This window comes from Methylobacterium sp. E-045 (assembly GCF_022829685.1).
In the GTDB taxonomy this organism is placed as follows: domain Bacteria; phylum Pseudomonadota; class Alphaproteobacteria; order Rhizobiales; family Beijerinckiaceae; genus Methylobacterium.
On the sequence record NZ_JAKSYE010000083.1, the window covers coordinates 53,875 to 79,607 of the forward strand.

Here is a 25,733-nt window from a genome sequence, read left to right on the forward strand (position 1 = left end):
CACGCCAGCAACAACTAGACCGATCAACATCAGAGATGAAGTCAAAAAATTCCCCCAGCATCAATTAGGGAATGTTTTGCTCGCGTTGAGCTTGGTCGCAGACAAAGCATATCCCGAGCTGAGATTGATGAAAAAATTCGTTCCCTTGCTTGCGCTGGCCACGATCTCCGCGACCGGGCTCGCTCCTCTGTCACCCGTCGATGCTGCGGAACCGCAGCCTCGGTCCGGCGGCACCCTCACCTGGGGCGTGACGACGGAGCCGTCCTGCTTCGATCCGCATCGGTCGTCGCAGCAGGCCGCCTTCTTCGTGGCGCGCAACTATATCGACTCGCTGGTCGGCAAGAGGGCGGACGGGACCTTCGCGCCCTGGCTCGCCAAGGAATGGACGATATCGCCGGACGGCAAGGTCTATACCTTCACCTTGCGCGAGGACGTCGTCTTCCACGACGGTGAGGTGTTCGATGCGGCGGTGGTGAAAGCGAATTTCGACTTCGTGAAGAACCCCGCCAACGCAGCGAACGCCGTCGCGCTGCTCGAATATTTCAGCGCGGCCGAGGTGATCTCACCGCACGTGGTCAGGCTCACGCTCTCGAAGCCGGATTCGACGTTTCTTGAATCGGTTTCCAACGTCAAACTCGGCCTGATCTCGCCCAAGTCCCTGGCCAAGGGCGATCTCTGCGGCGGCGGTCCGTCCCTCGCCGGCACCGGCCCGTTCGTCTTCGAGCGCTACGTGCGCGGCCAGTCGGCGAGCTTCGTGCGTAATGAGCGCTACGCCTGGCCCCCCGGCTACGCGGCCCATCAGGGACCGGCCCATCTCGACGGGTTCAGCTTCCGGTTCCTGCCCGAATACGCCGTGCGCACCGGCGCCCTCACGTCGGGGCAGGTCGACGTCATCGAGGGCGTTCAGGCCACCGACGTGTCCCTGTTCGCGGACGATCCGCAGTACCGGCTGCTCATCGGCCCGTCGGGTGCCAGCACGTCCTTCACCCTCAACATCAACTACACCCGGGCGCCGGCCGACGACATCCGGGTTCGACGCGCCCTGCGCGACGGGTTCGATCCCGAGCCGATCGTGCGTCAGGTCTATCTCAGCCACGTGAAGCGGGCCTGGTCGATCATCGGGCCGGCAAATCCGGCCTACAACAAGGCTCTGGTGGGGGCCTGGGGCAACGACATCGCGGGCGCGAATCGGCTCCTCGACGAGGCCGGGTGGACGCAGCGCGATGCGCAGGGGTTCCGCACCCGGGAGGGCCGGCGCCTCACCCTCGATGTCGGGTATCCGCAACCCTACGTGCGCGACAACCGGGAGATCCTCATCCAGGGCATCCAGGCGGCCTTGCGCAAGAACATCGGGTTGGACCTCAACCTGCGCATCGTCACGGCGGGCGAGTACGCCAAGGGCAACGCCACCGGCACCTGGTCGATCTATCCCAACACCGACAACCCCGCCGACCCGGCCCGCGAATTGTGGGATATGCTCGGCTCGAGGGGCTTCCTCTACACGAAGGTGCCCAATCCCGACCCGGAGATCACCGGCCTGATCGATCAGGCCCTCCAGGCGACGGACCCGGTCGCCAAGCGCGCGCTCACGGACCGCATCCAGGTCCTGGGCGTCGAGAAGGCGTTCATCGTCCCCCTGTTCGCGCCGAGCTGGTTCCTGGCCGCGAAGACGGCCGTGCGCGGTCTGGGCTTCGAGGCGGGGCTCGACTCGCCATCGAACGCCTACGACGTCTGGCTCGCAAAGGAGTAGCCCCCATGGGTTCGCGCGCCCTCTGGTCCCGCGTCGCCGCTCGCCTGGGCACGAGCGTCATCGTCGCCTGGGCCAGCGTCACGGCGGCCTTCCTCGCCCTCCATGCGCTCCCGGGCCGGATCGAGGACATCCTGGCGGGAGACATCGATACCCCGGGGCTGCGCGAGGCCATCGCCGCCGAATGGGGGCTCGATCAGAGCCTGCTCGCGCAATATTGGGCCTTCCTATCCCGCATCGCCGGCGGCGACCTCGGCACTTCCTACGTCCTGCGCCAGCCCGTACGCGAGATCGTCGGCTCGCAACTCTGGCCCACGGTTCAGCTCGCACTGACGGCAGGCGTCCTGGCGGTGGCGCTCGCCGTGGCGGTGGCGCTTCTCACCGCCGGGCGGGGGCGGCTGTCCCGGAAGGTCGCCTCCGCCATTGAACTCGTCCTGGCCTCCACCCCGGTCTTCTGGATCGGCATCCTGCTGCTGATGCTGTTCTCGTTCACCTTGCGGTGGTTTCCGGTCTCGGGCGCGAATGGCTGGCAATCCCTGGTCCTGCCCGCGATCGCCCTGGCGCTGCCCACCGCCGGCCTTCTGGCGCAGGTGCTCCGGGAGGCCATCGAGAAGGCCCTCGACCAGCCCTTCGTCACCACGATCCGCGCCCGCGGGGTCGGCGAACTCACGATCCGGACCCGCCACCTCCTGCGTCATGCCTCACTGCCGGCCGTCACCCTCGGCGGCTGGCTGATCGGCGGGCTTCTGGGCGGCGCGGTCATCACCGAAAAGGTGTTCGGCCGGCCGGGGCTCGGCAGCGTCACCCTCGGGGCGGTGCTGACCCATGACGTTCCGGTGGTGCTCGCGGTCGTGCTCCTCGCCGCCTTCATCCACGTGGCGGCCTCGACGCTCCTCGACATCCTCTACCTGCTGATCGACCCGAGACTGAGGGCCGCATGACCGCTTCCGCTCGCATCGCTCCTCCCTCCGGCTTGCTCCACGAGCCCGGCGCGCCCGCGCGGGCCGGACATGATCCCGCCGGCGTCGCGTTGAACCGGCACCGCGCCTATCCGCTTCCCGCCCTGGGCTCCGCCCTGTTCCTCGCCGCCCTTTTCGCCGTGGCGGCGGCGCCCGGCCTCTTCACGGCCCACGACCCGCTGGTTGGCGATGTCCTGGAGGGCCTGAAGGCACCGGACTGGGCCCATCCCTTCGGCACCGACCGGCTCGGCCGGGATGTCCTCGCCCGCACCTTGTACGGGGCCCGCTACTCCCTGCTGATCGGCCTCGGCGGCATGACGGTCTCGGTGCTGGCGGGCGTCTTCCTCGGGATCCTGGCCGGCCAGCGCAACCGCTTTCTGGATGAGGTGACCTCGCGCCTCTTCGACGTGCTCTCGTCGTTTCCCGGCGTTCTCCTCGCCATGTTGGTCGTCACCTTCCTCGGCCAGGGCATGCTCAACATCGCCCTCGCGGTGGGCATCGCGGGCATTCCGAAGTTCGGCCGCATCGTGCGCGCCCAGACCCAACTGGTCCGCGATGCCGATTACGTGACGCAGGCGGCCATCTACGGGCTCGGCCGGCGCCAGATCTTCCTCCGACACGTGCTGCCGAACGTCCTGGTGGCGGTCCCGGTGATCGCCACCGTGTATATCGGCAGCACCATCCTGACCGTGTCGGGCCTCAGCTTCCTCGGCCTCGGCCCACAGCCTCCGATCCCCGAATGGGGCGTCATGCTGGCCGAGAGCCGCGATGTTCTGCGCGTCGCCTGGTGGCCGGCGGTGTTTCCGGGCGCCGCCATCACCCTGACGGTCATCGCCTTCAGCACCGTCGGGGTCTTCCTACAAAAGCGCTTTGAGGGACGCATCGCATGAGGGACGCGGCCGAGGCCTCAGCCACCGGCGCGCTTCCGCCGCTGGTCGACATCCGCAACCTGTCCATTGGCTTCGGCGGGCCGCCCATCGTCCAGGGGGTCGATCTCGTGGTCCGGGCCGGAGAGTGCGTCGCGCTCGTCGGCGAGTCCGGGTCGGGCAAGAGCTTGACGGCGCGCAGCCTCCTTAACCTCGCTGGCGCGGGCGCGACGGTGGAGGCCCACCGCTTCCACCTCCAGGGTCGCGATGCGAAAGCCTTCGGGGCCGCCGACTGGCGCCGCCTGCGCGGCACAGTGACGGGCCTCGTGATGCAGGACGCCCTGGTCTCGCTCGATCCGCTGCGCACCATTGGGCAGGAGGTGGCGGAGGTCCTGTCCGAGCATCGCCTCCTGGCGGGACGGAAAGCCATCGGCGCGCGCGTCCTCGACGTCCTGGCCCGGGTGGGAATTCCGGACCCGGAGCACCGCGCCCGCCAATATGCTCACCAGCTCTCCGGGGGCCTGCGCCAGCGCGCCCTCATCGCCTCGGCCATCGCGGGCGAACCCGACCTGATCATCGCCGACGAGCCGACCACCTCTCTCGACGTGACGGTACAGGCGCAGGTTCTGCAGGTGCTCGCGGGGCGGGTGCGGGCGGGTGCGGGGCTCCTGCTCATCAGCCACGATCTCGCGGTGGTTGCCGGGATCGCGGACTGGGTACTGGTCATGCGGCACGGCCGGGTGGTGGATAGCGGGCCGACGGCGGAGGTCCTGACGCGGCCGCGCCACCCCTATACCAAGGGTCTCATCGCGGCGATTCCTTCCTCCGCCTCGCGGGGTCGCCGGCTCACCGGGGCGGCTCAAGCCATCCGCGGGGATGGCGGCAATCCGGCCTCCGCACCCAGCCAGGACATCGTGCTAGAGGTGCGCGGGATCGCAAAGCATTACGCGGGGGCCGCGGGCTATGGCCGCCCGGCCTTCGCCACGAAGGCCCTCGATGATGTGAGCTTCGTGGTGAAAGCCGGCGAGGTCGTGGGCCTCGTGGGTGAATCCGGCTCGGGAAAGTCGACCTGCGCCAAAATCATCCTCGGTCTGCTGGCGCCAGATCACGGCGATGTCCGTCTGCTCGGCCAGCCCTGGAGCGGCATCCCGGAAACGCAGCGGCGCGGCCTTCGCCCGCGCCTGCAATACGTGCCGCAGGACGCTCTGAGCAGCTTCGACCCGCGATACCGCGTTTCCGACATCATCGGGGAGAACCTCGCAGGTCATGCACGCGCGGACAGGGCCGCGCGCGTGGTCGAACTTCTCGAGCAGGTCGGCCTGGCCGCCGACATTGCCGCGCGCAACCCGTCCTCCTTATCGGGCGGTCAACGCCAGCGCGTCTCGATAGCCCGTGCGCTGGCAGCCGAGCCGGCCCTCATCGTCTGCGACGAGCCGGTCTCGGCCCTCGACATCGGCATCCAGGCCCAGGTACTCGATCTGCTCGCGGATCTGCGGGCGCGCCTCGGAACGGCGCTCCTGTTCATCTCACACGACCTTGGGGTCATTCAGCATCTCGCGGACCGCGTCCTCGTCTTCCACCACGGGAAGCTGGTGGAACAGGGTCCACTGGGCGAGATCCTGACACATCCGACAGATGCCTACACGCGAGCGCTTCTGGCCTCTCAGCCACGCCTCGAACTGGGCCAAGCTTTCGCATGAGCCGGGCTTTCGCAAGCAGGTTCCTGACAGTCGGGGCTCTGCGCAGGCTCGTAGTCTCCGAAGTCGCGGCCGAGCTGGCCCGGGCCGAGGAAGGCCTGCGCACGCTGGCCGCCGCTGTCCGCGAAGGGCGCGCCCGCCCGCGCGCATGAGAAAGCCCGCCGGGGGGACCGGCGGGCTCGTGTCGTCTCGGTGCTGACGCGTCAGGCGTAGCGCGGATGCTGGGCCGGGGCGTCGTGCTGCGGGCACGCTGTGGATGTGGGGTTGGCGTCCTTCGGCATGGCGCACACCGCCCGCTACGAGGAATCATGATCCTTGTGTCGGGAATTCAAATCTCTCCCTCGCCACCAAAGTTTTCGCCCGCTAAGTCACAGGCTTAACGGGTTTTTCTTTGCGTACTCCCGATCGGTTGAAGCATCCCGGCAGCGTCTAGCCGATGGCGAGATTGAGCGTGCGATCCGCCGGTGAGAGCCTGACCTGGCGGCCCCATTCGAAGGCCAGGAAATCCTGCTCGATCCCGTCGGCGAAGACGACGCCGCCGTCGTTCATCCGCGAGGTGACGAGGAGGCCTGCATCGGTCAGCTTTCCCGCGCGCAGCCGCGTGCCGCTGGCGATGCTCGGGAACGGCTCGCGCACCCAGTAGCCCACCGCCGCCTCCTCCGTACCGAGGGGCACGGCGAGATGCGTCGCCTCGGCGATGGAGCGCGCCCAGCCGGTCACCCCCGTACCCGACGCGACGATGAGACCGCTGGAGGATTGATCCTCGGCCTCGCCGGCCGCCTCGACGCGGTAGCGCGCGGATTGGTGGCTGCGGTGCCCGACGAAGATCTCGTTCAGCGCGAACAGGGTCTCGCCCTGGTCGAGGACGGCCCGGACCATGGTGCGCCGCTCCATCTGCGCCGCGCCGTTGACGCTGGCGGTGAGCACCTGCCCGAGCCGCTCCACGGCGACCCGGACGAGGATCCCGTCATAGAGGTCGGGGGCCGGGTTGACGCCGATCACCGGCTGCGCGCCGAGATACTTCGCGACATTGGCGACAAGCCCGTCCTGGCCCACGGCGACGACGACGTCGTCCGAGGCGAACAGGAATCGGTCGAGGTCGGCGCGCCGCACCAGGGCCTGGCGCCACTCGCCCGGCACCGAGGCCCGTGCCCGGCTGAGAACGGCATGGAACCGTTCGTGCCGCTCCAGGACGTCCTCGAGCTTCTGCCCACGGCTCTCGAGGAAGAAGCGCGCCTGCCCGTTCGTAGCGTGCCGGGCGATCAGGGCCTCGTAATCGGTCTCGCGGATGACGAAGACGGCCCGGTGGGTGAGGGCGGGCATGGCTAACGCGCTCCCACCATGGGACGGGCCTTGTGGAACTCGCCCATCACGGCGGCGAGGAGATCGGGCGTCACGCTGACATGCTCGATCGTATCGAGCTTGCCCGCCAGTTCCTGCGCGGCGAGGCCGAGCAGGATCGCGGGCGACAGGTCGCGGTAGATGGCGACGCGCTGCGCCTCCGCCAGAACCTTGGCGCCCTCGACGAGGCGGATGCGCTCGGCCTCCGCCACCGCCTCGACGCCCTGGGCCTCGGCGAGGCCCGCCGCTCGGCTTCGCGCGTTCTCCGCCTCCTCGGCGATGAGGAGCTTCTCCCGGCGCGCCAGTTCCGTCCGCGTGGCGAGTTCGTTCTCGGCGATGGCACGCTCCTTCTCCACGGCGAGGGCGCGACGGGAGAAGGTGGCCTCGTCGGCCTTCTGCTGCAGCGCCTCGAAGGTCGGAGTCTGCAGGGCGCGTTCGAGTTCACTGGTCGGCGCGAGGTTGGTGAGCCGCACCGACACGGCGGCGACGCCGATCTCGGCCAGGGACTGGTCCGCCGCCAGTACGGCCTCCAGCCCCCCGCGCAGGGGTTCGGGGCCGGCATCGAGGATGGCGCGCACCGGCCTGCCGCCGAGATATTGCAGCACCGTCTGGCTGGCGATGCCGGCTAGGCGCACCTCGATCTTCTCGATCGGCTCGCCCTGGAGCTTGCCGGTGCGAAGGCCGATGGAAAAATCGATGCGGCTGGCCAGGCGCTCCGGATCGACCACGTGCCAGCCGATCGTCCCCTGCACGGCGACGGCCTGGAAGTCCTGACTGCGGCCACGGACGAACAGCGTCATCTCGCGGTCGTCCATCGGCACCTCGGCGATGCTCGACGTCTCGGGGCGAAACCAGAACACGAGGCCCCGGCCGCTCTGGCGGATACGGCCCCGGCGATAGCGGATGACGTGGCTGCTCGCCTCGCTCCGCAATTGCGCGATCAGGCCGATGTTGCGGATCGACGCCATGGAAACCTCCTGTTCGGTCAGCGGGACGGTTGAAATCGGTAGAGTTCGGCGGGGCGAAACGACGTTCCGGCCTCGCGCGATCCGGTCGGCGCCAGCCAGCCCCGGTCGAGCATCCGGCGTCGGAAGGCCGGCTTGTTGAGCGTGGTGCCGAGCACCGCCTCGTGCACGTCCTGCAGCTGCCGCAGGGTGAAATGCTCGGGCAGGAGGGCGAAGCCCACATCCGAATAGTCGAGCTTGCCGCGCAGCCGCAGGATCGCCATCGCCAGGATGTCGGCATGGTCGAAGGCGAGGGGCAGAACCTCCCCCTTCGCCGACACCGCCGCCACGTCCCCCCCGGCCTCGCCCGACCAGGGCACCTCGATCCTGGCCGCGACGAGGGAGGGTGCGCGCTCCAGGGCCTCGGCGAGGGCCGCCTCCGGCAGGAGGGCGAGATAGGCCACGCTGACGATCCGCATGCGCGGATCGCGGGCAAGCGCGCCGAACGTGTAGAGCTGCTCCAGATGCACCTCGGCGATGCCCGCCTTCTCCCGCAGGACATGCAGGGCGGCCGCGTCGAGGGTCTGGTCGATCCCGACGAAGCCGCCGGGCAGTGCCCAGCGTCCGGCATGCGGATGCTGCTCGCGCTTCAGCAGCAGCGCCGCCGGGCGGCCCGCGCGCAAACCCAGCAGGACGAGATCGACGGCGAGGGCAGGGCGCTCGTAGACGGCGGGATCGTATTCGGTGAGGAATTCGGATTCGGTCACGGGACCAACCTTATGTGCGTTGTGTATCTTAGTTAGATGCGTTTTGCTTATAAGACAAGGGCCGAGTTCGACGTCGTCCGGAACGATGGGGACGATCGGATCCGATAGACCCGCTTCGCCCGCTCTCACGGCCCCCGAGACGGCGGACGAAGACGCTCGCCCTTCCGCAGAGGCCAATGACGTCGGGGTGCTTCCGTGAGATCGTCGCCGGGTCCGGCCCGACCCTTGCTCCCCGACAGGCGGCGGTTCCGCCGGATCGGGGTTAGAGGAGGAAGCCATGGCCGAGATGCCGAAGACGGAGCCCGCAGCGGGTGGGTTCGATGCCTATATCGATGCCGCCTCGGCCCTTCTGGGCATTCCCCTCGACCCCGCCTGGGTCGCGGCGGTGGGGGCGAACCTCACCGTGCTCCAGAGCGCCGCCGGCCTCGTCGCGGGATTTCCCCTGCCCGACGAGGCGGAGCCGGCTCCGGTCTTCACGGCGTGAGCGGCGACATGAGCGATCCGAGCACGATGTACGCGGCCGACATCGCCGGGTCCGTCCGGGATGGGGCGCTCAGTGCCCGCCTCGTGGTCGAAGCCGTGCTGGCGCGCATTGCGCGGGTGGATACTGCGGTCAACGCCTTCACCGACGTGCTGGCCGAGCGCGCCCTGGGCAGGGCCGATGCCCTCGACGCGGCACGAGCCCGTGGAGAAGCGCTGGGGCCGCTGGCGGGCGTGCCCTTCGCGGTCAAGAATCTCATCGACATCGCGGGCCTGCCCACGCGGGCGGGCTCGACGATCAACCGCGATCTCGCTCCCGCCGAACGGGACGGCGCCCTGGTGCGACGGCTCGAAGCCGCCGGGGCGATCCTCGTCGGCGGCCTCAACATGGGCGAATATGCCTATGATTTCACGGGCGAGAACGTCCATGACGGGGCGACCCGCAACCCGCACGATCTCGGACACATGTCCGGCGGCTCGTCCGGCGGCTCGGGCGGCGCCATCGGCGCGGGCCTCGTCCCCCTGGCCCTCGGCTCGGATACCAACGGCTCGATCCGCGTCCCCTCCGCCTTCTGCGGCTGTTTCGGCCTCAAGCCGACCTACGGCCGGCTGACCCGGGCGGGGAGCTTCCCCTTCGTCGGAAGCCTGGATCATCTTGGGCCGATGGCGCGCAGCGCCACCGACCTCGCCCTGTCCTACGATGCCATGCAGGGGCCGGATCCGGACGACCCGGTGGCGACGACCCGCGCGCCCGATCCCGCCATGCCGAGCCTCGAAGCCGGCATCGGCGATCTGCGGATCGCCATGGCGGGCGGATACTTCGCGCGTGGCGGGGACAGCGAGGCCTTCGCGGCGGTGGAAACTCTTGCGACGGCCCTGGGCTCCGGGCGCCGGGTGGAGATCCCGCAAGCCGCGCGGGCACGGGCCGCCGCCTATCTCATCACCGCCGCCGAGGGCGCCGCCCTCCATCTCGACCGGCTGCGCACGCGCGCCGCCGATTTCGACCCGGCCGTGCGCGACCGGCTGATCGCGGGGGCGATGATCCCGGCCCCCTTCGTCGAGCGCGCGCAGCGCTTCCGCCGCTGGTACCGGGGGGCGATGCTCGACCTGTTCCGCGAGGTCGACATCATCCTGGCCCCCTCGACCCCGTGCCGGGCGCCGAGATCGGGCCAGGTCACCTTCGAGCTCGACGGGGTGACGCTGCCGGTGCGGGCGAATATCGGTGTCTTCACCCAGCCGATCTCGTTCATCGGCCTGCCCGTGGTGGCGGTGCCGGTGCGGCTCGACGACGGCCTGCCCCTCGGCGTCCAGGTCATCGCCGCCCCGTGGCGCGAGGATCTGGCGCTTCGGGTCGCGCGGCATCTGGAACGGGACGGCGTGGTCTGCGCGCCGCACGCGATCCTGTGAGCGAGCCGATGGAGATCGATGCACCCGACGTGATCGCCGAGGTCGAGGCCGCCTTCGCGGCTTATGAGACGGCGCTCACCGGCAACGACGTGGCGACGCTGGAAGCCCTGTTCCACGACGATCCCCGCACCATCCGCTATGGCGGGGGTGAGAACCTCTACGGCATGGACGCGATCCGTGCCTTCCGCCGCGCCCGCTCGCCGGCCGGGCTGGAACGGATCCTGTCCGATACGGTGATCTCGGCCTACGGGCGCGATACGGCGGTGGCGATGACCCTGTTCCGCCGTGACGGCTCGCCCGGCAAGGTCGGCCGGCAAAGCCAGACCTGGATCCGCTTCTCCGACGGCTGGAAGGTCGTGGCCGCGCATGTGAGCGTCATCGACGGGTAGGCTGCCCCCCTAGGCCGCCGATCCCTGGCCGGACGGAAGCGGCGAGGTTTTTTTAGCGAGCGGGAGATCCGCGGCGTCCGCTCACGTCTCCTGAGGCGTCTTCTCGGTGACGACGCGGCGCAGGCGTCCCTTGCGCTTCTCGTACTGGAACATCGACGTCAGGGTCGGATCGCTCGGGTCCGGTGCCGGGACCATCGGCTCCGGCTCGGGGACCGACCGGACCGCCGGGGCGGGCGCCCTCCGTTCGAGCGCGAGACGCACCACGTCGCGGTCGCGCAGGATGAGGGCCGCGATGGCGTTGTCGGCCGCCATGGTCGCGCTGGCGCCGTCGGTGAAGGTGAGCGGCAGGGTCGCGGTGGGAGTGGCCGTGGATTCGAGGACGTCGAGCCCGAGCCCCACGAAGGAGGCGGCAAAACCGAAGGGCGACGGCAATCCCTTAGTCGAGGTGGCAAGAGCGCCCTGCAGACCGCGCACGATGTCGCCGCTCCAATGGGGCTCCGGCGCCGCTTCGGTCGGCAGGCCGAGGTCGGAGAGATCCTCCACGCCACGGATATCGCCGTTGGGAAAGCGGAACACGCCGTTGTCGTAGGTGGCCACTCCCTCGCCGAAGGAGCCCGCCGTGATCCGAATATCCGTCATCGTGCCGTCCAGGCGGACGTCGACCGCCGCCATCGCCTGAACCTACGCAGCCATGTGTCCGAAACAGGGCGCCGTCTCAGGCGATGGGTGCGGGCGCCGTGCCGTAGGCCTCCGCCATCCGGGCGATCGCATCGAGCTTGGCATGGAGCGCCGACCAGTCGTCCCGCTCGGCGATGGGATACCACAGGCTCTCGACCTCGTCGATCAGCATCGTGCAGGGCGTGGTCCCGGCGAAATACGGATGGTCGAGGCGGATGGTCTCGACCGGGGACAAGGATGCGAGGCTGGCCCGGACGGCGGCGAAATCCTCGCGCTCGTAGAAGGCGGCGGAGGGGCTCGCCGCCGCGCGACCGGAACTGGCGAGACCGCCGTACCAGTCGAAGAACGTCTGCTCGAACGGCGCCCGGCTCTTCGCGAGAAAGCCCCAGAACGCGGCGACGAAGCGGTGCAGGTCGCCCTCGTCGGCGGGCTTGGCGAGGCCGAGCCGGGCGAGCAGCGCGTCGGCGAAGGCATCCTGCAGGCTCGATCCGAAAACCTTCAGGGCGCCTTCGAGGGCGTCGCGGTCGGCGAGCGGCATCAGGCATTCCGCCAGCCGACTGAGGTTCCAGAACAGGGCCTCGGGCTGGCGGCCGAAACTGTAGAGTCCATGGACGTCGAAATAGGCGGCGGTGAAGCCCGGGTCGCTGGTCGGCGCGAAGCGCCAGGGGCCGTAATCGAAGCTCTCGCCCGTGATGTTGATGTTGTCGGTGTTCAGCACCCCGTGGACGAAGCCCGCCGCCATCCACTGGGCGCCCGTGCGGGCGACCCGCCGGCAGACCTGTTCCAGGAAGGCGACGGCACGGGGCGCGGTCTCCTCGCGCCAGGCCTCCGGCAGGTAGGTCCGCACCGCATGATCGAGGAGCTTCTCGATGTTGTGCGGCTCGTCCAGCGCCAGCAGGCGCTGGAAGCTGCCGATGCGGATATGGGAATGACTGAGGCGCACCAGAACGCTGGACCGGGTGGGCGAGGGCTCGTCGCCCCGCTCCAGGTCCTCGCCGGTCTCGATCAGGCTGAAGCTCTTCGAGGTGTCGACGCCCAGGGCCTCGAGCATGGCGGTGGCGAGGATCTCGCGCATGCCCCCCTTCAGGGTCAGGCGGCCATCGGCGGTGCGCGACCACGGCGTCGTGCCGCTGCCCTTGGTGGCGAGATCGAGGAGGCGCCCATCCGCGAGGTCGTAAAGCTGCGCGAACAGGAAGCCGCGCCCATCGCCGAGATCCGGGTTGTAGGAGCGGAACTGATGGCCGTGATAGCGCAACGCCAAAGGCTGGGGCAGGCTGCCGGCGAGGGGCTGGAACCGGCCGAAATGTGCGACCCACGCCTCGTCGGACAGGCCGTCGAGTCCCACCCGTGCCGACCAGGGCCGGTTCCGGTAGCGCAGGATCGTCTTCGGGAAATCGGCGGCCGCGACGACGTCGTAGAAATCGGGGCCGAGTTCGGCATGCTTCGCGGCGGTGCGGGGTGATGACATGGGCGAGCGCGGGTTCCTACGAGGGCGGCCGGGACCCTAGCGAGGGCGGGCCGGCGATGACAGCCATCCCCGACGGATGCGAACGCCCATCGAAGGAGGGTCACGCCCCTCCGAACCGGCGCTGCTCCGCCCGGCCCGACAGGATCACGACCTGGCCGGGAAACCGCCCGATCATGGCGAGGTTCCGGGCCCGCCTCTTGCGGTTCCAAGTCCAGACGTAGCGCAGGAACTCGGTATCGAGCCGTTCCGGGCATCCGCGCGCCGCATCCGGCCGCACCCGGCCGTAGCTCGCCGCCAGGCGGCGGATCACGCGCGCCATCGTCAGCCAGGCCGGCAGATCGAGATAGACCAGGGTGTCCGCCGCCTCGAAGCGCGGCCCGATCACGTCCGTGTAGTTCCCGTCGATGATCCAGCGGGGGAGGGCCGCGAGACGCTCGACCTCGGCACGGAACTCTTCCACCGGCACGGGCTCCCAGCCCGGACGGAAATAGGCCTGGTCGAGATGGAAGACGGGCAGGTGACGGGCGGCGCCGAGGCGCCGCGCCAGTGTCGATTTCCCGCTTCCGGGTGGCCCCATGACGATGACGCGCTGCATCCGTGAGGCCTACCGCGCCGGGGGCGGATCTCACCAGTCGGGGAGGGGGGTCGGCGCTCCCGCAAAGGAGGCCAGCCCCGGTCAGGCCGCGCGGATCGTCGCGAGGAAGCGACCCAGTTCGGCGTTGAGATGCTCGGACTGCCGCGACAGCTCCGATGCCGCGCCGAGCACCTGGCCGGCGGCGGCGCCGGTCTCCTCGGCGGCGCCGGCCACGCCCGCGATGTTCACCGTGACCTCGCCCGTGCCGGTGGCGGCCTGGGACACGTTGCGCACGATCTCCTGCGTGGCGGCGCCCTGCTCCTCCACCGCGGCGGCGATCGTGGTGGCGACGGCGCTGATCTCCTGGATGCGGGTGGTGATGCTGCCGATCGCCGAGACCGCCTGATCGGTGGAGCCCTGGACCGAGGCGATGTGGCCGCCGATCTCCTCGGTCGCCCTGGCCGTCTGGTTGGCGAGTTCCTTCACCTCGGCGGCGACAACGGCGAAGCCGCGCCCCGACTCACCGGCGCGGGCCGCCTCGATGGTCGCGTTCAGGGCCAGGAGGTTGGTCTGGCCCGCGATGGCGCTGATCATCGTCACCACGTCGCCGATCTTCGCAACGGCACTGTTCAGGTCCTTCACGAGCAGAGCGGTCCGGGCGGTTTCCTCGACGGCGACGTGGGCAAGGCTGGCCGAGGCGCTGACCTGACGGCCGATTTCCTGCACCGACGAGCCGAGTTCCTCGGCGGCGGCCGCCACGGTGGTGACGTTCGCGGCGGCCTGTTCCGCCGCGGCGGCGACGCCGGTGGATTGCGCGGCGGTCTCCGTCGCGGTGCCGGCCATGCTCTGCGCGGTGGCCTGCAGCTCCGTCGCCGAACTGGACACGCTCTGGATGATCCCGCCGATGGCACTCTCGAATCCGTCAGCCATGGACCGCATGGCGGCCTTGCGCTGTGCGTCCGCGCCGGCGCGGGCCAGGGCGTTCTCGTCTTCCAGGGCCTTCATCCGGTTCAGTCCGTCCTTGAACACCTGCACGGCGTCGGCGATGCGCCCGATCTCCGTTCTGACGTTCTGGTGCGGGATGGTCACCGACAGGTCGCCGGCGGCAAGCGCCTGCATCGGCTGCACCACGGAATCGATGCCACGGCTCACGCCGCGGATGATCATGAAGGCGGACAGGACGGACAGGAGGACGGCGACGACGATGCCGACGATGCCCAGGGTCCGGGCCTCTTCGAAGACCGTCTTGCTGCGTGCCTGCGCCTGATCCGCTCCGGCATTGTTCAGGTTCACCAGCTTTTCGAGGGCGTCCGACATGCCCCGGCGGATGGTGATCCCCTTGTTCTCATAGAAGGAGTAGGCCTGCGCCTTCTCGCCGTTGCGGGACATGTCCAGGATGGTCTGACGGATGGCGGCGAATTTGGCGGCCTCGCGCACGAAGGTCTCGTAGAGTTCGCGCTCTTCGGGAGAGGAGATCAACCGCTCGTAGGCGACCTTCTTGTCGTCGAGCTTCTTTCCGAACCGCACGAGGTCGCCCTCGATGGTCGCCAGCCTCTGGGGGTCGGTTTCCTGCGTGTGGCGCAGCATGACGCCGTTGTTGCGAGCCGTCATCGTATCGATCTCGCCGAGGACACGAATGCTCGGAAGCCAGTTGTTTTCGATCTCGAGCGCTTGCTCGCGCATGCGTTGCGTACTGACGATCCCGAGTACTCCCAGGCCGATGACGAACAACGTGAGGAGGGAGAAGACGGCGACGAGCTTGGCACGAATCGAAAGCGTCTGGATCGACATGATAACCTCTTCCTGATCGCGGGCCACGACGATCAGCCTTTACTTGGGATATGACATTCCAGCCGAACGGTTAACAATCGCTTGGTGTAATCGGACATTCTTCAACATCGGCGCAGCATAGGTTTATCGACGGGACGGACGGAGAATGCGCGCGCCTCCCCCCCGATACCCCTCGTCTCCGCCTCGCCGCTGCCGATACCGGTCCGCGGCGTCCCACGGGCGCAAGCCCCCGTCCGACCACATTCGCCTTGCATAGGCGGCACGTCATGGCGCCGCGCGCGCCGGCGAAGGAGAGGATGGTCATGGGCGGTGCTGCAGCGGAGAAGCGGATGTCGCCCCCCGATGCCGGCCATGCGCCCGCCATAGCCTCGGCCCTGCGTACCATCGAGACCGAATGCGAGGGCCTGCGCTGCCTGATGGAGGCCATCGGCAACGGTCTCGGCACGGCGTTCTCCGAGGCCGTCGCGCGCATCTCCGCCGCCAAGGGCCGCGCCATCCTCACTGGCATGGGCAAGTCCGGCCATGTCGGCCGCAAGATCGCGGCGACCATGGCCTCCACCGGCACCCCGGCGCTCTATGTCCATCCGGCCGAGGCGAGCCATGGCGATCTCGGCATGATCCAGCCGGAGGACGTCGTCGTCGCCCTGTCCTGGTCGGGCGAGACCACGGAACTCGCCAACATCATCGGCTATGCGCGGCGCTACCGGGTCGGCCTCATCGCCATCACGGCGAATGCCGCCTCGACCCTCGGGCGGGAGGCCGATATCTGCCTGACCCTGCCCAAGGCCCGCGAAGCCTGTCCCAACGGGCTCGCGCCCACCACCTCCACGGCGATGCAGCTCGCTCTGGGCGACGCGCTCGCCATCGCCCTGCTCGAGGCCCGCGGTTTCTCCGCCCGCGAGTTCGGCATCTACCATCCCGGCGGACGCCTGGGCGCCTCGCTCCGGCAGGTGCGCGAAGTGATGCATGCGGGCGACCAGCTGCCGGTGGTCCGGCGCGGCACGGGCATGCGGGCCGCCATCGCCGAGATCGACGCCAAAGGGTTCGGATCGGTGGTGGTGGTGGACGAGGACGGCCGCCTCGCCGGCATCCTCACCGACGGCGACCTGCGCCGCAACGTGTTCAGGGCCGATCTCGACGGCCTCCTGGTCGAAGCCCTGATGAGCGTCAGGCCACGCACGGTGAGCCCCGAGACCCTCCTCGCCAAGGCCCTGGAAATCCAGGAATCGATGAAGATCACCTCGCTGATCGTCGTGGACAACGACCGGCCCGTGGGCCTCGTGCATTATCACGACCTGCTGCGGGCAGGGGTCGCCTGACGACGAGCCTGTTCCGCGAAGACCGGAGCGGACCCGCCCCCCGGCCTCGCGAGGAGAGCGGGCATCGGGCCGCGTCGTCCGGGCATCACACCGCCAGGCAGTCGAGGACCGGCTCCAGCATCCCGTCGATGGCCCCGCGCGCCGCCTCGGCCGGCCCCAGCGCCCCGTCGAGGGCGAGCCGCGCGAGACCATGGACGAGGGACCAGCAGGCGATGGCCTTCGGGTCCGGTGCGGCGTGAGGGGACGCAGCCGGTCGCTCGCCGTCCTCTAACGGGGTCCCGGCAACCGCCGCTTTCAGGAGCCCGAACGCGCGACCGGCGGCCGCCGCGTAGGACGCGTCGCCCGTATCGATCCGCGCACAGCGCCACATCGTGTCGAACTCGGCCGGATGGTCGAGGGCGAAGGCGACATAGGCCCGGCCCTGCGCGCGGATCCGCCCATCGCGGTCCATCGCCGTGGAATCGGCCGCCGCCAGCGCGTCGCCGAGCATCCGGAACCCCTCCGTTGCCAGTGCGGTGAGCAACCCGCGCGCATCGCCGAAATGATGCTGCGGGGCCGCCGGCGACACGCCCGCCCGCCTTGCCGCCTCTCTCAGCGAGAAGCCGTCGATCCCGCGCTCCCGCACGATCGCCGTCGCCGCCCGGATCAGGGCGGCCCGCAGGTCGCCGTGATGGTAGGCGGCGGACCCGGCGGACCCGGCCTTCTTTGGTGACTTGACAGTGTCGAGATGCCCGCACATGCTCGATCTATACAATGTCAAGATGGAGCCGGGCAAGACATGCTCCCCGCAGCCAGCCTGTTCTCCCTCTGCAGTACGATCGCCCTTCTCGGCTGGATCGCCCTCGCCGTCGCGCTGTTCGCTCCTCGACTCCGACGCGCGACCTGGATCGGCACGGGGCTCGTCCTGCCGGCGCTTCTGGCGGTGGCCTATATCGGCGCCCTGGCGGCGGGGCTGGCCGGCGGCGCGAAGGGCGGCTTCGACTCCATCGCGGCGGTGCGTTCCCTGTTCGCCGACGACCATGCCCTCACCGCCGGCTGGATCCACTATTTCGCCTTCGATCTTGTCGTGGGCACCTGGATCGCACGGGCCGGCACCGGGGCGGGGCTTTCGCCGCTGCTGATCCTGCCCTGCCTCGTCCTCACCTTCATCGTCGGCCCGGCCGGGCTGCTCCTCGCCCTCGTCATCGGTCTCAGCACCGGCAGGCTCGGCCTGGAAGCCCGGCCATGAATGCGCTCGCCCTCGCCGGACAGGACCGTCGCCGCACGGCGCTCGCCCGGCTGCGCGCGGACGATCCCGTCCTCACCGCCTGCGGCCTCGCCTGTCTGCTGACCGGCGCCGTCACCCTGGCATTGTCCCTCGTCGACGGGCGGCTCATCGATGCCGCCTTCGTCTGGACGAAACCCGCGAAGTTCTTCGTCTCGGTCGGCCTATACGCGCTGACCTTCGCCTGGTTTGCCGGCTACGTCCGCCCGGACCATCGCCGTTCCCGCTCCTTGCGCACCGGCCGGTTCCTCCTCGTCGCGGCCGGCGGGTTCGAACTCGGCTACATCACCCTGCAGGCCGCCCAGGCCCGGACCTCGCATTTCAACGACGGCGATTCCCTGCACGCCGTCCTCTACGCCCTGATGGGGGTCATGGCCCTGACCCTGCTCGCTGCCAAGATTCCCCTGGCGATCGCGGTGGCGGTCCGGCCGCGTTTCGGTCTCGAGCCGAGCCTGCGCCTTGCGGTGGTTCTCGGCCTCGCGATGACGGTGGTCCTCGGAGCCGCCACCGGCATCGCCCTCAGCGCCAACCGCGGCCATGCGGTCGGCCCGATCGGTGCGGCCTGGCCCCTGCTCGGCTGGAACCGGGCGGGCGGCGATCTCAGGATCGCGCATTTCCTCGGCATGCACGGGGAACAGGTCGTCCCGCTCGCCGCCGCCGCCTTCATCGCCCTGGGCCTGTCCCGGCGACGGGTGCTCGTGACGCTGGCGGCCTGCCTCCTCTGCAGTGTCATCGCGGGCGCCTGGATCCAGGCCGGTCGGGGCCTCGCCTTTCCCTTCGGTTGACCGCGTCCCTCCCTCCCCGACGAGGCGGGCGGCGCTTTGAGGCGGCGTCGCGCTCGCCTATGATGGGAGGAATGCCGCCCGTGCTCCGCCCCGTCCGCCGCCTCGACCCGATCCTCGTGGACCGCATCGCTGCCGGCGAGGTGGTGGAGCGTCCGGCCTCCGCCGTGAAGGAACTGGTGGAGAACGCCATCGACGCGGGCGCCGCCAGCATCGAGGTGACCATCGAGGCGGGGGGGCGCCGGCTGATCCGCGTGGTGGATGACGGCGCCGGCATGAGCGCCGAGGATCTCGCCCTCGCGGTGGAGCGCCACGCCACCTCGAAACTGCCCGGCGGTGACCTGACCCGGATCGATTCCCTCGGCTTTCGCGGCGAGGCGCTGCCGTCCATCGGGGCGGTGGCGCGCCTCTCCCTCACCAGCCGGACGGCCGAGGCCGAGACCGGGTCGACCCTGGTGGTCGATGCCGGCATCAAGGGCGAGGTCCGCCCCGCCCCGAGCCCGCGCGGCACGCGGATCGAGGTCACCGACCTGTTCTCGGCGACGCCGGCGCGGCTGAAATTCCTCAAGTCCGACCGCGCCGAGGCGCTGGCCATCGCCGATGGGTTGCGGCGCATCGCCGTGGCGCAGCCGCGGATCCGCTTCGCCCTCCGCTCCGAGAGCGGCAGCCCCCTCGTCTTTGCCGCCGAGACCGGCGACGACGCGGCCCTGCGGCGGCTCACGGCGGTGCTGGGGCCGGATTTCGGCGCGAGTTCGGCCCCCCTCCACATGGCGCGGGAAGGTTTTGCCCTGTCCGGCCATATCGGCCTGCCGAGCTACCATCGCGGCGCGGGCAACCAGATCCATTTCACCGTCAACGGCCGCCCGGTGCGGGACCGCCTGCTGCTCGGTGCCGTGCGCGGCGCCTATGCCGACACGATGAGCTCCGACCGCCATCCGGTGCTCGGCCTCGCCATCACCTGCGACCCCGCCCTCGTCGACGTGAACGTCCATCCCGCCAAGACCGAGGTGCGCTTCCGTGAGCCGGGCCTCGTGCGCGCGCTCATCGTCAGTGCCATCCACGAGACCCTGCGGCAGGTCGGAGCGCGCAACGCCAGCACGGGCGGCGCCCGGACCCTGGAGGCCCTGCGTCCGGGTCATGCTTCACCGTCGCTGCGGCCGGCGATGCAGGCGCACCCGGGACGCGGCGCCTGGTCGGGCAGGGCCGCGCTCCCGCCCGGGCTGCCCTCGTTCGGCGCGCCCGCCGGCCATGCGGCGGCCCCGTCCTTCGGAGCCGGAGGGAGTCTGTTCGAGGCGCCTCAAGCGGGGCTCGACCGGTTTGGGGACGGGTTCGGGGACGGGTTCGGGGATACCGGGCAGGCGCTGTTCTCCGCCGATCTCGCGCCGCCCGGGGCCGACCTGCGCCAGCCGGAGATCGAACCGCCCGAGAGCGAGCATCCCCTGGGGGCCGCCCGCGCGCAGCTTCACGAGACCTACATCGTCGCCCAGACCCGCGATGGGATCGTGCTGGTCGACCAGCACGCGGCCCATGAGCGCCTCGTCTACGAGCGCCTGAAGCGCGAGCGCGCCGCCGGCGGCATCGCGCGCCAGGGCCTCCTGATCCCCGACGTGGTGGAGATGGCGCCCCAGGATGCCGAGCGCCTGATTGCGGCCGCCCCCGACCTCGACCGTCTCGGCCTCACCCTCGAGGCCTTCGGAACCGGCGCCGTCCTCGTGCGCGAGGTTCCCGTAGCGCTGGCGGATTCTTCCACCCGCCGTCTCCTGGAGGACATCCTCGACGCCCTCGACGCGAGCGGGCTGGAGGAGGGGAGTGCGGACGGCACCGAGGGCGGCCCGCTCGGGCGGCGCCTCGACGCGATCCTCTCGCGCATGAGCTGCCACGGATCGATCCGCGCCGGACGGCGCCTGCGGCCAGAGGAGATGAACGCCCTCCTGCGCGAGATGGAGGCGACCCCCTTCGCCGGCACCTGCAACCACGGCCGCCCGACCTTCGTGGAACTGAAGCTCCACGATATCGAGCGGCTGTTCGGCCGGCGCTAGGCCTCAGGCGGCAGCCAGGGCGGAGGCGGCGTCGAGGGCACCGGCAAGGGCCTTTTCGCGGGCGTCAGGACCGAGGGCGATCCCCTCCGCGATGATGAAGTCCGGGTTGGTGATGCCGATGAATCCGAGGACGACCCGCAGATAGGTCTCGGCGTGTTCCGCCGAGGCGGCGGGTGACCCCGCACCGTAGAGACCGCCGCGCGACACGGCGACGATGACGCGCTTCTCGGGCACGAGGCCGACGGCGCCGCTCTCGGTGTATTTGAAGGTCTGGCCGGCCACGAGGATGCGGTCGATCCAGGCCTTGAGCTGGGTCGAGATCGTGAAATTGTAGAGCGGTGCGCCGATCACCACGATGTCGGCGGCCAGGAACTCCGCCAGCACCGCGCGGCCGAGGGCGACGTCGTTCTGGATGTCCGGCGTGTTGGTGGCGTTGGGCTGATGGCCCGCGAGATAGGCGCCGGAGAGATGGGGGATCGGCGTGGCGGCCAGATCGCGATAGGTCGTCTTGAGATCGGGTGCGCCCTCGCGGAGGCGGGCGACGATGGCGGCCGAGACGGCGCGGCTGACGGAATGCTCGCCCAGGATGCTGCTGTCGATGTGCAGAAGGTTCATGTTCGATCCTCGGTATCAGAATGATACCGAGACGCTATAGATAACCGGAGCGGCACATGCGCAAGGAGGCACATTCGTGGAACCCGGACACAGCGAGGTAACCGAGGCACAGCCTCCTCACCGCCCCGGCGATTGCCGGGTGGTCGGTACGGTTCTGGCGCGGGTGGGCGACAAGTGGAGCATCCTCGTGGTGATGACGCTGACGGATGGCCCCCGGCGCTTCAACGAGTTGAAGCGGATCATCGGCGGCATCTCGCAGCGGATGCTCACCTTCACCCTGCGCGGCCTGGAGCGCGACGGCCTCGTCTCCCGCACGGTCACTCCGACGATCCCGCCCCGCGTGGATTACGAACTCACCGCCCTCGGCCGCTCCCTGCAGGTGCCGGTCCAGGCGCTCGGCAGCTGGGCCTTCGCGAACCTGCCGGCGATCCATGCCGCGCGGACCCGTTTCGACACGGCCGGCGAAAGGGACCCGGCCTGAACCCGGGACATTCGCCGGGCATGACGTCGGTCGGATCGGCCCCTCAGGTCCAGTAGAGGATCCGGGCGAAGGGGAGCTCGCGCGTGACGGCGGCGGTGATCGTTTCCCGCATCGTCCGCATGAGATCGCGGGGATAGACGTACTTCACCGAGCCGAACTTGGTGAGCTTGCGACTGCGCTCCTCCTCCCGCATCGGCAGGTCGGAGCCGGGATACCAGCCCTGGAGCACGTCCTTCGACCCCGGGGTGAACCGGTGCGTGATGAGTTCCACGGTGAGGTCGAGGTCGGACAGACCGGACAGCGCCTGCGCCACCTCCCGCAGGAGGCCGCCATAGGCGTCCGGCCAATCGGGAACGGCGATGATCGGCGCGATGGTGAGACCCACCGGATAGCCGGCGCGGGCCATGGCGCCGAGGGCCTGCAGGCGGGCGTCGAGACTGGCGGTGCCGCCCTCGTAGCGCGCGGCGGCACGGGCGTTGAGGGAGAATCGCACGCGGGTCCGGCCCCGATGGGGCAGGGCCAGAAGCGGCTCGACGGCGGCGAATTTCGTCGTGAACCGCAATTGCACCGCCGCGTCCCAGGCGCCGAAATGCGTGATCGCCGCCGAGAGCGAGCCGGTCAGGTGCTCGATGCCGAGGGGATCGGTGTAGCACGAGGCCTCGAAGGTGGTGCCCTCCTCGACCCGGCCGGCCTGGGCCGAGGTGACGCCGCCCGCGCCGAGATAGGCCGGCAGGTTCGCGAGGATCGCGTCGAGATTGGCGTAGGCCCGCGTCACCGGCGGGCCGGACAGGGAGCCGGCGAGGTAGCAGTACTGGCAATGGGCCGGGCAGCCCTCGGCGAGATCGAAGCGCCAGTCGGCACTGGGCGGGATCGGTTGCAGGCGCAGCTTGCTCGGGGGCGCCACCACGATGGCGAGGGTCGCCTTCGCCTCGCGATAGGCCCGGCGCGGATCCTCGTCGCGCAGGCCCGTGAGACGGTTGCTCGACAGGCGCTCCACCGGGAGACCGAGCGCCTCAGCCCGCGCCAGCATCGCGCGGCCCTGGGCGTGGTCCAGGGCCGCCGGCGTCACCAGGACACGACGCGGCCGCCACAGGCGGGAGTCGCGCGGCGCGTCCGTCGCCTCGGGCGTCGGCGGTTCAGCGGTGACGGGTTCGCGCGTGGCGTCTTCGAGGACCATGCCGGGGCAACGCGGCGGCGACGCCCCGGGGTTCCCGGCGCGCGCCGGGGCCGCAGGGTCGAGGTCTCAGGCCTGGAAGCGCGCGAAGGCCAGGGCGGTGTCGCCGTAGACCCGTCGCTCCAATTCCGTGAAACCGGGCGGCAGCACGACGCTGGCGCCGGCGGCCTCCTCGACCACGACAAGAGCACCGGGGGCGAGCCACCCCCCATGGGATGCGCTGGCCAGCGCGGTCGGCGCGAGATCCCGGTTGTAGGGGGGATCGCAGAAGACGAGGGTGAAGGTTCCGCTGGTGCCGGCGGGGCCGAGCTTGGTCGCATCGCGGCGAAACAGCCGGGTCTTGCCGGCGCAGCCCAGGGCATCGATGTTCTCGCGGATCAGACCGCGCGCTTCCGCGCCCTCGTCCACGAGGAGGGCGTAGCTCGCCTCGCGGGACAGGGCCTCGAAGCTCAGCGCCCCCGTTCCGGCGAAGAGATCGAGAACCCGCGCGCCGGCCACGGTATCGTCATAGGCATGGGCGAGGACGTTGAAGAGCGCCTCGCGCAGGCGGTCCGAGGTGGGCCGGATCGCGTCCGATTTCGGGGTGGCGAGGCGGCGGCCACGCAGGTCGCCGCCGACGATCCTCACCGCGAGCCGCCGCGGGGCGGGCGGCCGCCGCCGCCGGGCTTGCCGCCCGCGCCACCGCCGCGATTGCCGAACCCACCGGGCTTGGCCGAACCGCCGGGCCGGGACGAACCACCGGCCTTGAAACCGCCGGGCCTGCCCGTCCCGGCGGGTCTGCCCGATCCGCCGGGCTTGCTGGAGCCGCCGGGCTTGCCGAACCCGCCGGGCTTGCCGCCCGGACGGAAGCCGCCGCGATCGGCGCCCGAGCGTTCGGCGCCGATGTCACGGTCGCCGCCCTGCCGGTCGTCGGAGCGGCCCTTGAAACCACCGGGCTTGAACCCGCCCGACTTGAACCCGCCGGGGCGGCCGCCACCGGGACGATCGTCGCCGCCGCGATGGAAGGCCGGCTTCTCGCTGCGGAATCCCGACGGCCTGTCGCCGCGCGGCTCGCCGCGATTGAAAGCCGGCCGCTCCGCCCGGTCGTTGACCCCGCCGCCGTCGCGGGGCTTGAAGCTGCGCGGGCGCTCGTCGCCGCCACGGGGCGGACCGCGCCGCTCGGCGCCGTCGGGCCGCCCGAAACCGCCGCGCGGAGCATCGTCCCGGCGCGGGGGCCTGGTGTCGCTGCGCGGGGGCCTGGCATCTCCGTCGAAACGGCGCTGCGGCGTCCGGGCATCGGTCTCCTCGCGACGGGCCGCCTTGGCATCGGATTGGCGCAGCGTCCGGACCGGGCGCTCGGCAGCGCCGGTCTCGTCACGGCGCGCACTTCGGTCGCGGCGATGCGGCTCGGGCGCCGGCTCCTGCGGGCTCGCCTTCAGGCGTTCCACCAGGACCCGACGCTCGCCGGTGTTGATGGCGCCGACGCGCTCGCGGCCTCGGGCTGCGGCGGCCTCGCGCTCGGCCTTGGGATCGGCGCCACGACGGGGGATCTTGACCCGGCGCGTACCCTCCTCCTGCGGCGCAGCCTCTTCGGCGCGCCAGACCGAGCGGCGGGGACCGGCGCTGTTGCCGCCGGTGGGCACCCGCGCCGGCTCGGCGGGCTTGCGCAGGGGACGGTCGCCGCCACGATCGCGCTCACCGCCGCGCTCGCCGCCGCGCGGGGCGTCGTCATAGCTGCGGCCGGCGCTCCGCGCCGCGGCCGCCGAGGCGCTGCGGGCGGGCTGCTTGGTCTGTTGCTGAGCCGCCTTCGGCGAACCGAACGGCGCGATCGGCTCGCGGTTGGGGCTGGTGAAATCGACGCCGGCCTGGTCGGCGAGGGTCGGACCCAGCTGCTCCTTGAGCACCTTGGTGCGAATCTCCTCGACGAGGCCCACTTCGAGGTCGCCGAGCTGGAACGGACCGAAGGACAGGCGGATCAGCCGGTTCACCGCCAGACCCAGATGTTCGAGGATGCGCTTGACCTCGCGGTTCTTGCCCTCGCGCAGGCCCAGCGTCAGCCAGAGGTTGTCGCCGGAGGCCCGGTCGAGGACCGCGTCCACCGGGCCGTAATCCATGCCGTCGATGGTGACGCCCTTGCGCAGCTTGTCGAGCTCGGCCTGGTTCGTGTCGCCATGCGCTCGGACACGGTAGCGCCGGAGCCAGCCGGTATCGGGATGCGCGATGACCTTGGCGAGGCCGCCGTCGTTGGTGAGCAGCAGCAGGCCCTCGGTGTTGATGTCGAGACGGCCGATGGCCACGACACGCGGCAGATCCTCTGGCAGGGCCTCGAAGACGGTCTGGCGCCCTTCCGGGTCGCGTGCCGTGGTCACGAGGCCCCGCGGCTTGTGATAGATCCACAGCCGGGTCCGCTCGCGGGCGGGCAGGGGCTCGCCGTCAACGGTGATCTCGTCCGCATCCGTCACGTTGATCGCCGGCGAGGTCAGCACCTTGCCGTTGAGGGTGACGCGGCCCTCGCCGATCATCGCCTCGACGTCGCGGCGGGACGCGATGCCGGCACGCGCGATGGCCTTGGCGATTCGGTCGCCCTCGGGAGTCGCCGCATCGGACTCACCGGAGGCGGCCGCCTCCACGGCCTTGGCCGCCGGCCTCGGCAGCGCCGCCTTCCGGCGCAAGGGGGCGTCTCCGCCCCTGGCCGGTGCGGCCCGGCGCGGGGCCGGCTGCTCTTCGGCGGACGGGCCGGGCACGCCCGCATCGGTCGCCGGGGACCACGCTTCGCCGGAAACGGTGTTGGTCTCGGGCGCGTCCTCGGACCCGCCCGTCTGTTCGTCTGTCTTGTCGCTCATCCCAGCCCCATAACAGAGCGGAGGCGCGGTTGCGAGCGATTGCGCGTGGAGCGGCCCGCCCTCCGCGCAAGGGGGCGTTGCGGCCACACATGAAAAAAGGCGGCCTCCCGGCCGCCTTCTCGTGCGTAT

General features: G+C 70.5%; 24 protein-coding genes. 12 read left to right on the forward strand and 12 right to left on the reverse strand.

From position 1 onward, the window contains the following. Window positions 1-127 precede the first annotated feature (127 nt). From MKK51_RS13330 to MKK51_RS13345, 4 genes are read left to right on the forward strand one after another with little or no spacing between them, the layout of a single operon-like run. Complete coding sequence (locus MKK51_RS13330) at window positions 128-1,750, forward strand: ABC transporter substrate-binding protein (RefSeq protein ID WP_243977699.1); 1,623 nt, start codon at window positions 128-130, stop codon at window positions 1,748-1,750. A 5-nt stretch (window positions 1,751-1,755) separates the two neighbouring features. After that, window positions 1,756-2,688, forward strand: a complete 933-nt coding sequence (locus tag MKK51_RS13335; protein WP_243977701.1) for an ABC transporter permease — start codon at window positions 1,756-1,758, stop codon at window positions 2,686-2,688. Beyond that, window positions 2,685-3,596, forward strand: coding sequence for an ABC transporter permease (locus MKK51_RS13340; protein ID WP_243977702.1), 912 nt, complete (start codon window positions 2,685-2,687; stop codon window positions 3,594-3,596). The genes MKK51_RS13335 and MKK51_RS13340 overlap by 4 nt, the downstream gene beginning before the upstream one ends. Continuing rightward, window positions 3,593-5,272, forward strand: coding sequence for a dipeptide ABC transporter ATP-binding protein (locus MKK51_RS13345; RefSeq protein ID WP_243977704.1), 1,680 nt, complete (start codon window positions 3,593-3,595; stop codon window positions 5,270-5,272). The genes MKK51_RS13340 and MKK51_RS13345 overlap by 4 nt, the downstream gene beginning before the upstream one ends. 426 nt (window positions 5,273-5,698) lie before the next feature. Here MKK51_RS13345 and MKK51_RS13350 read toward each other — a convergent pair whose 3' ends face one another. From MKK51_RS13350 to MKK51_RS13360, 3 genes are read right to left on the reverse strand one after another with little or no spacing between them, the layout of a single operon-like run. Beyond that, window positions 5,699-6,592 (reverse strand): hypothetical protein, encoded by an 894-nt coding sequence (locus MKK51_RS13350; RefSeq protein WP_243977706.1) that lies wholly within the window; start codon window positions 6,590-6,592, stop codon window positions 5,699-5,701. Between the two features lie 2 nt (window positions 6,593-6,594). Next, on the reverse strand, window positions 6,595-7,578 hold the full coding sequence (locus tag MKK51_RS13355; RefSeq protein ID WP_243977707.1) for an SPFH domain-containing protein: 984 nt from the start codon (window positions 7,576-7,578) through the stop codon (window positions 6,595-6,597). A gap of 17 nt (window positions 7,579-7,595) precedes the next feature. Continuing rightward, window positions 7,596-8,321, reverse strand: a complete 726-nt coding sequence (locus MKK51_RS13360; protein WP_243977709.1) for an NrtR DNA-binding winged helix domain-containing protein — start codon at window positions 8,319-8,321, stop codon at window positions 7,596-7,598. A 277-nt stretch (window positions 8,322-8,598) separates the two neighbouring features. On the opposite strand from MKK51_RS13360, the gene MKK51_RS13365 reads away from it, so the two are divergent. The 3 genes from MKK51_RS13365 to hpxZ are packed head-to-tail and all read left to right on the forward strand — an operon-like array spanning window position 8,599 to window position 10,597. Next, the gene (locus MKK51_RS13365; RefSeq protein ID WP_243977711.1) at window positions 8,599-8,805 is read left to right on the forward strand and encodes a DUF4089 domain-containing protein; all 207 of its coding nucleotides are present in this window, start codon (window positions 8,599-8,601) and stop codon (window positions 8,803-8,805) included. 8 nt (window positions 8,806-8,813) lie between these two features. Continuing rightward, window positions 8,814-10,208, forward strand: coding sequence for an AtzE family amidohydrolase (locus MKK51_RS13370; protein WP_243977713.1), 1,395 nt, complete (start codon window positions 8,814-8,816; stop codon window positions 10,206-10,208). 8 nt (window positions 10,209-10,216) lie between these two features. Then, a complete protein-coding gene (gene hpxZ, locus MKK51_RS13375; protein WP_243977715.1) occupies window positions 10,217-10,597 on the forward strand; it encodes an oxalurate catabolism protein HpxZ in 381 nt (126 codons plus the stop codon). A gap of 81 nt (window positions 10,598-10,678) precedes the next feature. Here the strand turns inward: hpxZ and MKK51_RS13380 are convergent, their stop codons facing one another. The 4 genes from MKK51_RS13380 to MKK51_RS13395 all read right to left on the reverse strand — a co-directional run bounded on the left by MKK51_RS13380 (window position 10,679) and on the right by MKK51_RS13395 (window position 15,108). Continuing rightward, window positions 10,679-11,269 carry a hypothetical protein gene (locus MKK51_RS13380; protein WP_243977717.1) on the reverse strand — a complete coding sequence of 197 codons (591 nt, stop codon included), beginning with the start codon at window positions 11,267-11,269 and terminating at the stop codon, window positions 10,679-10,681. Between the two features lie 43 nt (window positions 11,270-11,312). Beyond that, a complete protein-coding gene (locus tag MKK51_RS13385; protein ID WP_243977719.1) occupies window positions 11,313-12,743 on the reverse strand; it encodes a protein adenylyltransferase SelO in 1,431 nt (476 codons plus the stop codon). Between the two features lie 100 nt (window positions 12,744-12,843). Continuing rightward, window positions 12,844-13,338 (reverse strand): hypothetical protein, encoded by a 495-nt coding sequence (locus tag MKK51_RS13390; protein ID WP_243977720.1) that lies wholly within the window; start codon window positions 13,336-13,338, stop codon window positions 12,844-12,846. A gap of 81 nt (window positions 13,339-13,419) precedes the next feature. Next, window positions 13,420-15,108, reverse strand: a complete 1,689-nt coding sequence (locus tag MKK51_RS13395) for a methyl-accepting chemotaxis protein (RefSeq protein WP_243977722.1) — start codon at window positions 15,106-15,108, stop codon at window positions 13,420-13,422. Window positions 15,109-15,410: 302 nt separating this feature from the next. Between MKK51_RS13395 and MKK51_RS13400 the strand changes: the two genes are divergently transcribed. Continuing rightward, on the forward strand, window positions 15,411-16,427 hold the full coding sequence (locus MKK51_RS13400; RefSeq protein WP_243977724.1) for an SIS domain-containing protein: 1,017 nt from the start codon (window positions 15,411-15,413) through the stop codon (window positions 16,425-16,427). A gap of 85 nt (window positions 16,428-16,512) precedes the next feature. Here MKK51_RS13400 and MKK51_RS13405 read toward each other — a convergent pair whose 3' ends face one another. Beyond that, the gene (locus MKK51_RS13405; RefSeq protein ID WP_243977725.1) at window positions 16,513-17,166 is read right to left on the reverse strand and encodes a TetR/AcrR family transcriptional regulator; all 654 of its coding nucleotides are present in this window, start codon (window positions 17,164-17,166) and stop codon (window positions 16,513-16,515) included. A gap of 39 nt (window positions 17,167-17,205) precedes the next feature. Here MKK51_RS13405 and MKK51_RS13410 point away from each other — a divergent pair, with 39 nt between their 5' ends. From MKK51_RS13410 to mutL, 3 genes are all read left to right on the forward strand, one after another. Beyond that, window positions 17,206-17,655 carry an abscisic acid-deficient protein Aba4 family protein gene (locus MKK51_RS13410; protein ID WP_243977727.1) on the forward strand — a complete coding sequence of 150 codons (450 nt, stop codon included), beginning with the start codon at window positions 17,206-17,208 and terminating at the stop codon, window positions 17,653-17,655. Then, window positions 17,652-18,476 carry a hypothetical protein gene (locus MKK51_RS13415; protein ID WP_243977729.1) on the forward strand — a complete coding sequence of 275 codons (825 nt, stop codon included), beginning with the start codon at window positions 17,652-17,654 and terminating at the stop codon, window positions 18,474-18,476. The genes MKK51_RS13410 and MKK51_RS13415 overlap by 4 nt, the downstream gene beginning before the upstream one ends. Before the next feature lie 71 nt (window positions 18,477-18,547). Then, entirely contained in the window at window positions 18,548-20,512 is a 1,965-nt protein-coding gene (gene mutL / locus MKK51_RS13420; protein ID WP_243977731.1) for a DNA mismatch repair endonuclease MutL, read from the forward strand. A gap of 3 nt (window positions 20,513-20,515) precedes the next feature. Here mutL and MKK51_RS13425 read toward each other — a convergent pair whose 3' ends face one another. Then, window positions 20,516-21,127, reverse strand: coding sequence for an FMN-dependent NADH-azoreductase (locus MKK51_RS13425; RefSeq protein ID WP_243977732.1), 612 nt, complete (start codon window positions 21,125-21,127; stop codon window positions 20,516-20,518). Between the two features lie 76 nt (window positions 21,128-21,203). On the opposite strand from MKK51_RS13425, the gene MKK51_RS13430 reads away from it, so the two are divergent. Further along, window positions 21,204-21,608, forward strand: coding sequence for a winged helix-turn-helix transcriptional regulator (locus tag MKK51_RS13430; RefSeq protein WP_243977734.1), 405 nt, complete (start codon window positions 21,204-21,206; stop codon window positions 21,606-21,608). 43 nt (window positions 21,609-21,651) lie between these two features. On the opposite strand, the gene MKK51_RS13435 is transcribed toward MKK51_RS13430, so the two are convergent. The 3 genes from MKK51_RS13435 to MKK51_RS13445 all read right to left on the reverse strand — a co-directional run bounded on the left by MKK51_RS13435 (window position 21,652) and on the right by MKK51_RS13445 (window position 25,604). Next, complete coding sequence (locus tag MKK51_RS13435) at window positions 21,652-22,785, reverse strand: spore photoproduct lyase family protein (protein WP_243977736.1); 1,134 nt, start codon at window positions 22,783-22,785, stop codon at window positions 21,652-21,654. Window positions 22,786-22,851: 66 nt separating this feature from the next. Next, window positions 22,852-23,409: a 16S rRNA (guanine(966)-N(2))-methyltransferase RsmD gene (gene rsmD / locus MKK51_RS13440; protein ID WP_243977739.1), complete on the reverse strand. Its 558-nt coding sequence runs from the start codon at window positions 23,407-23,409 to the stop codon at window positions 22,852-22,854. After that, on the reverse strand, window positions 23,406-25,604 hold the full coding sequence (locus tag MKK51_RS13445; RefSeq protein ID WP_243977741.1) for a pseudouridine synthase: 2,199 nt from the start codon (window positions 25,602-25,604) through the stop codon (window positions 23,406-23,408). The genes rsmD and MKK51_RS13445 overlap by 4 nt, the downstream gene beginning before the upstream one ends. Window positions 25,605-25,733: the final 129 nt, after the last annotated feature.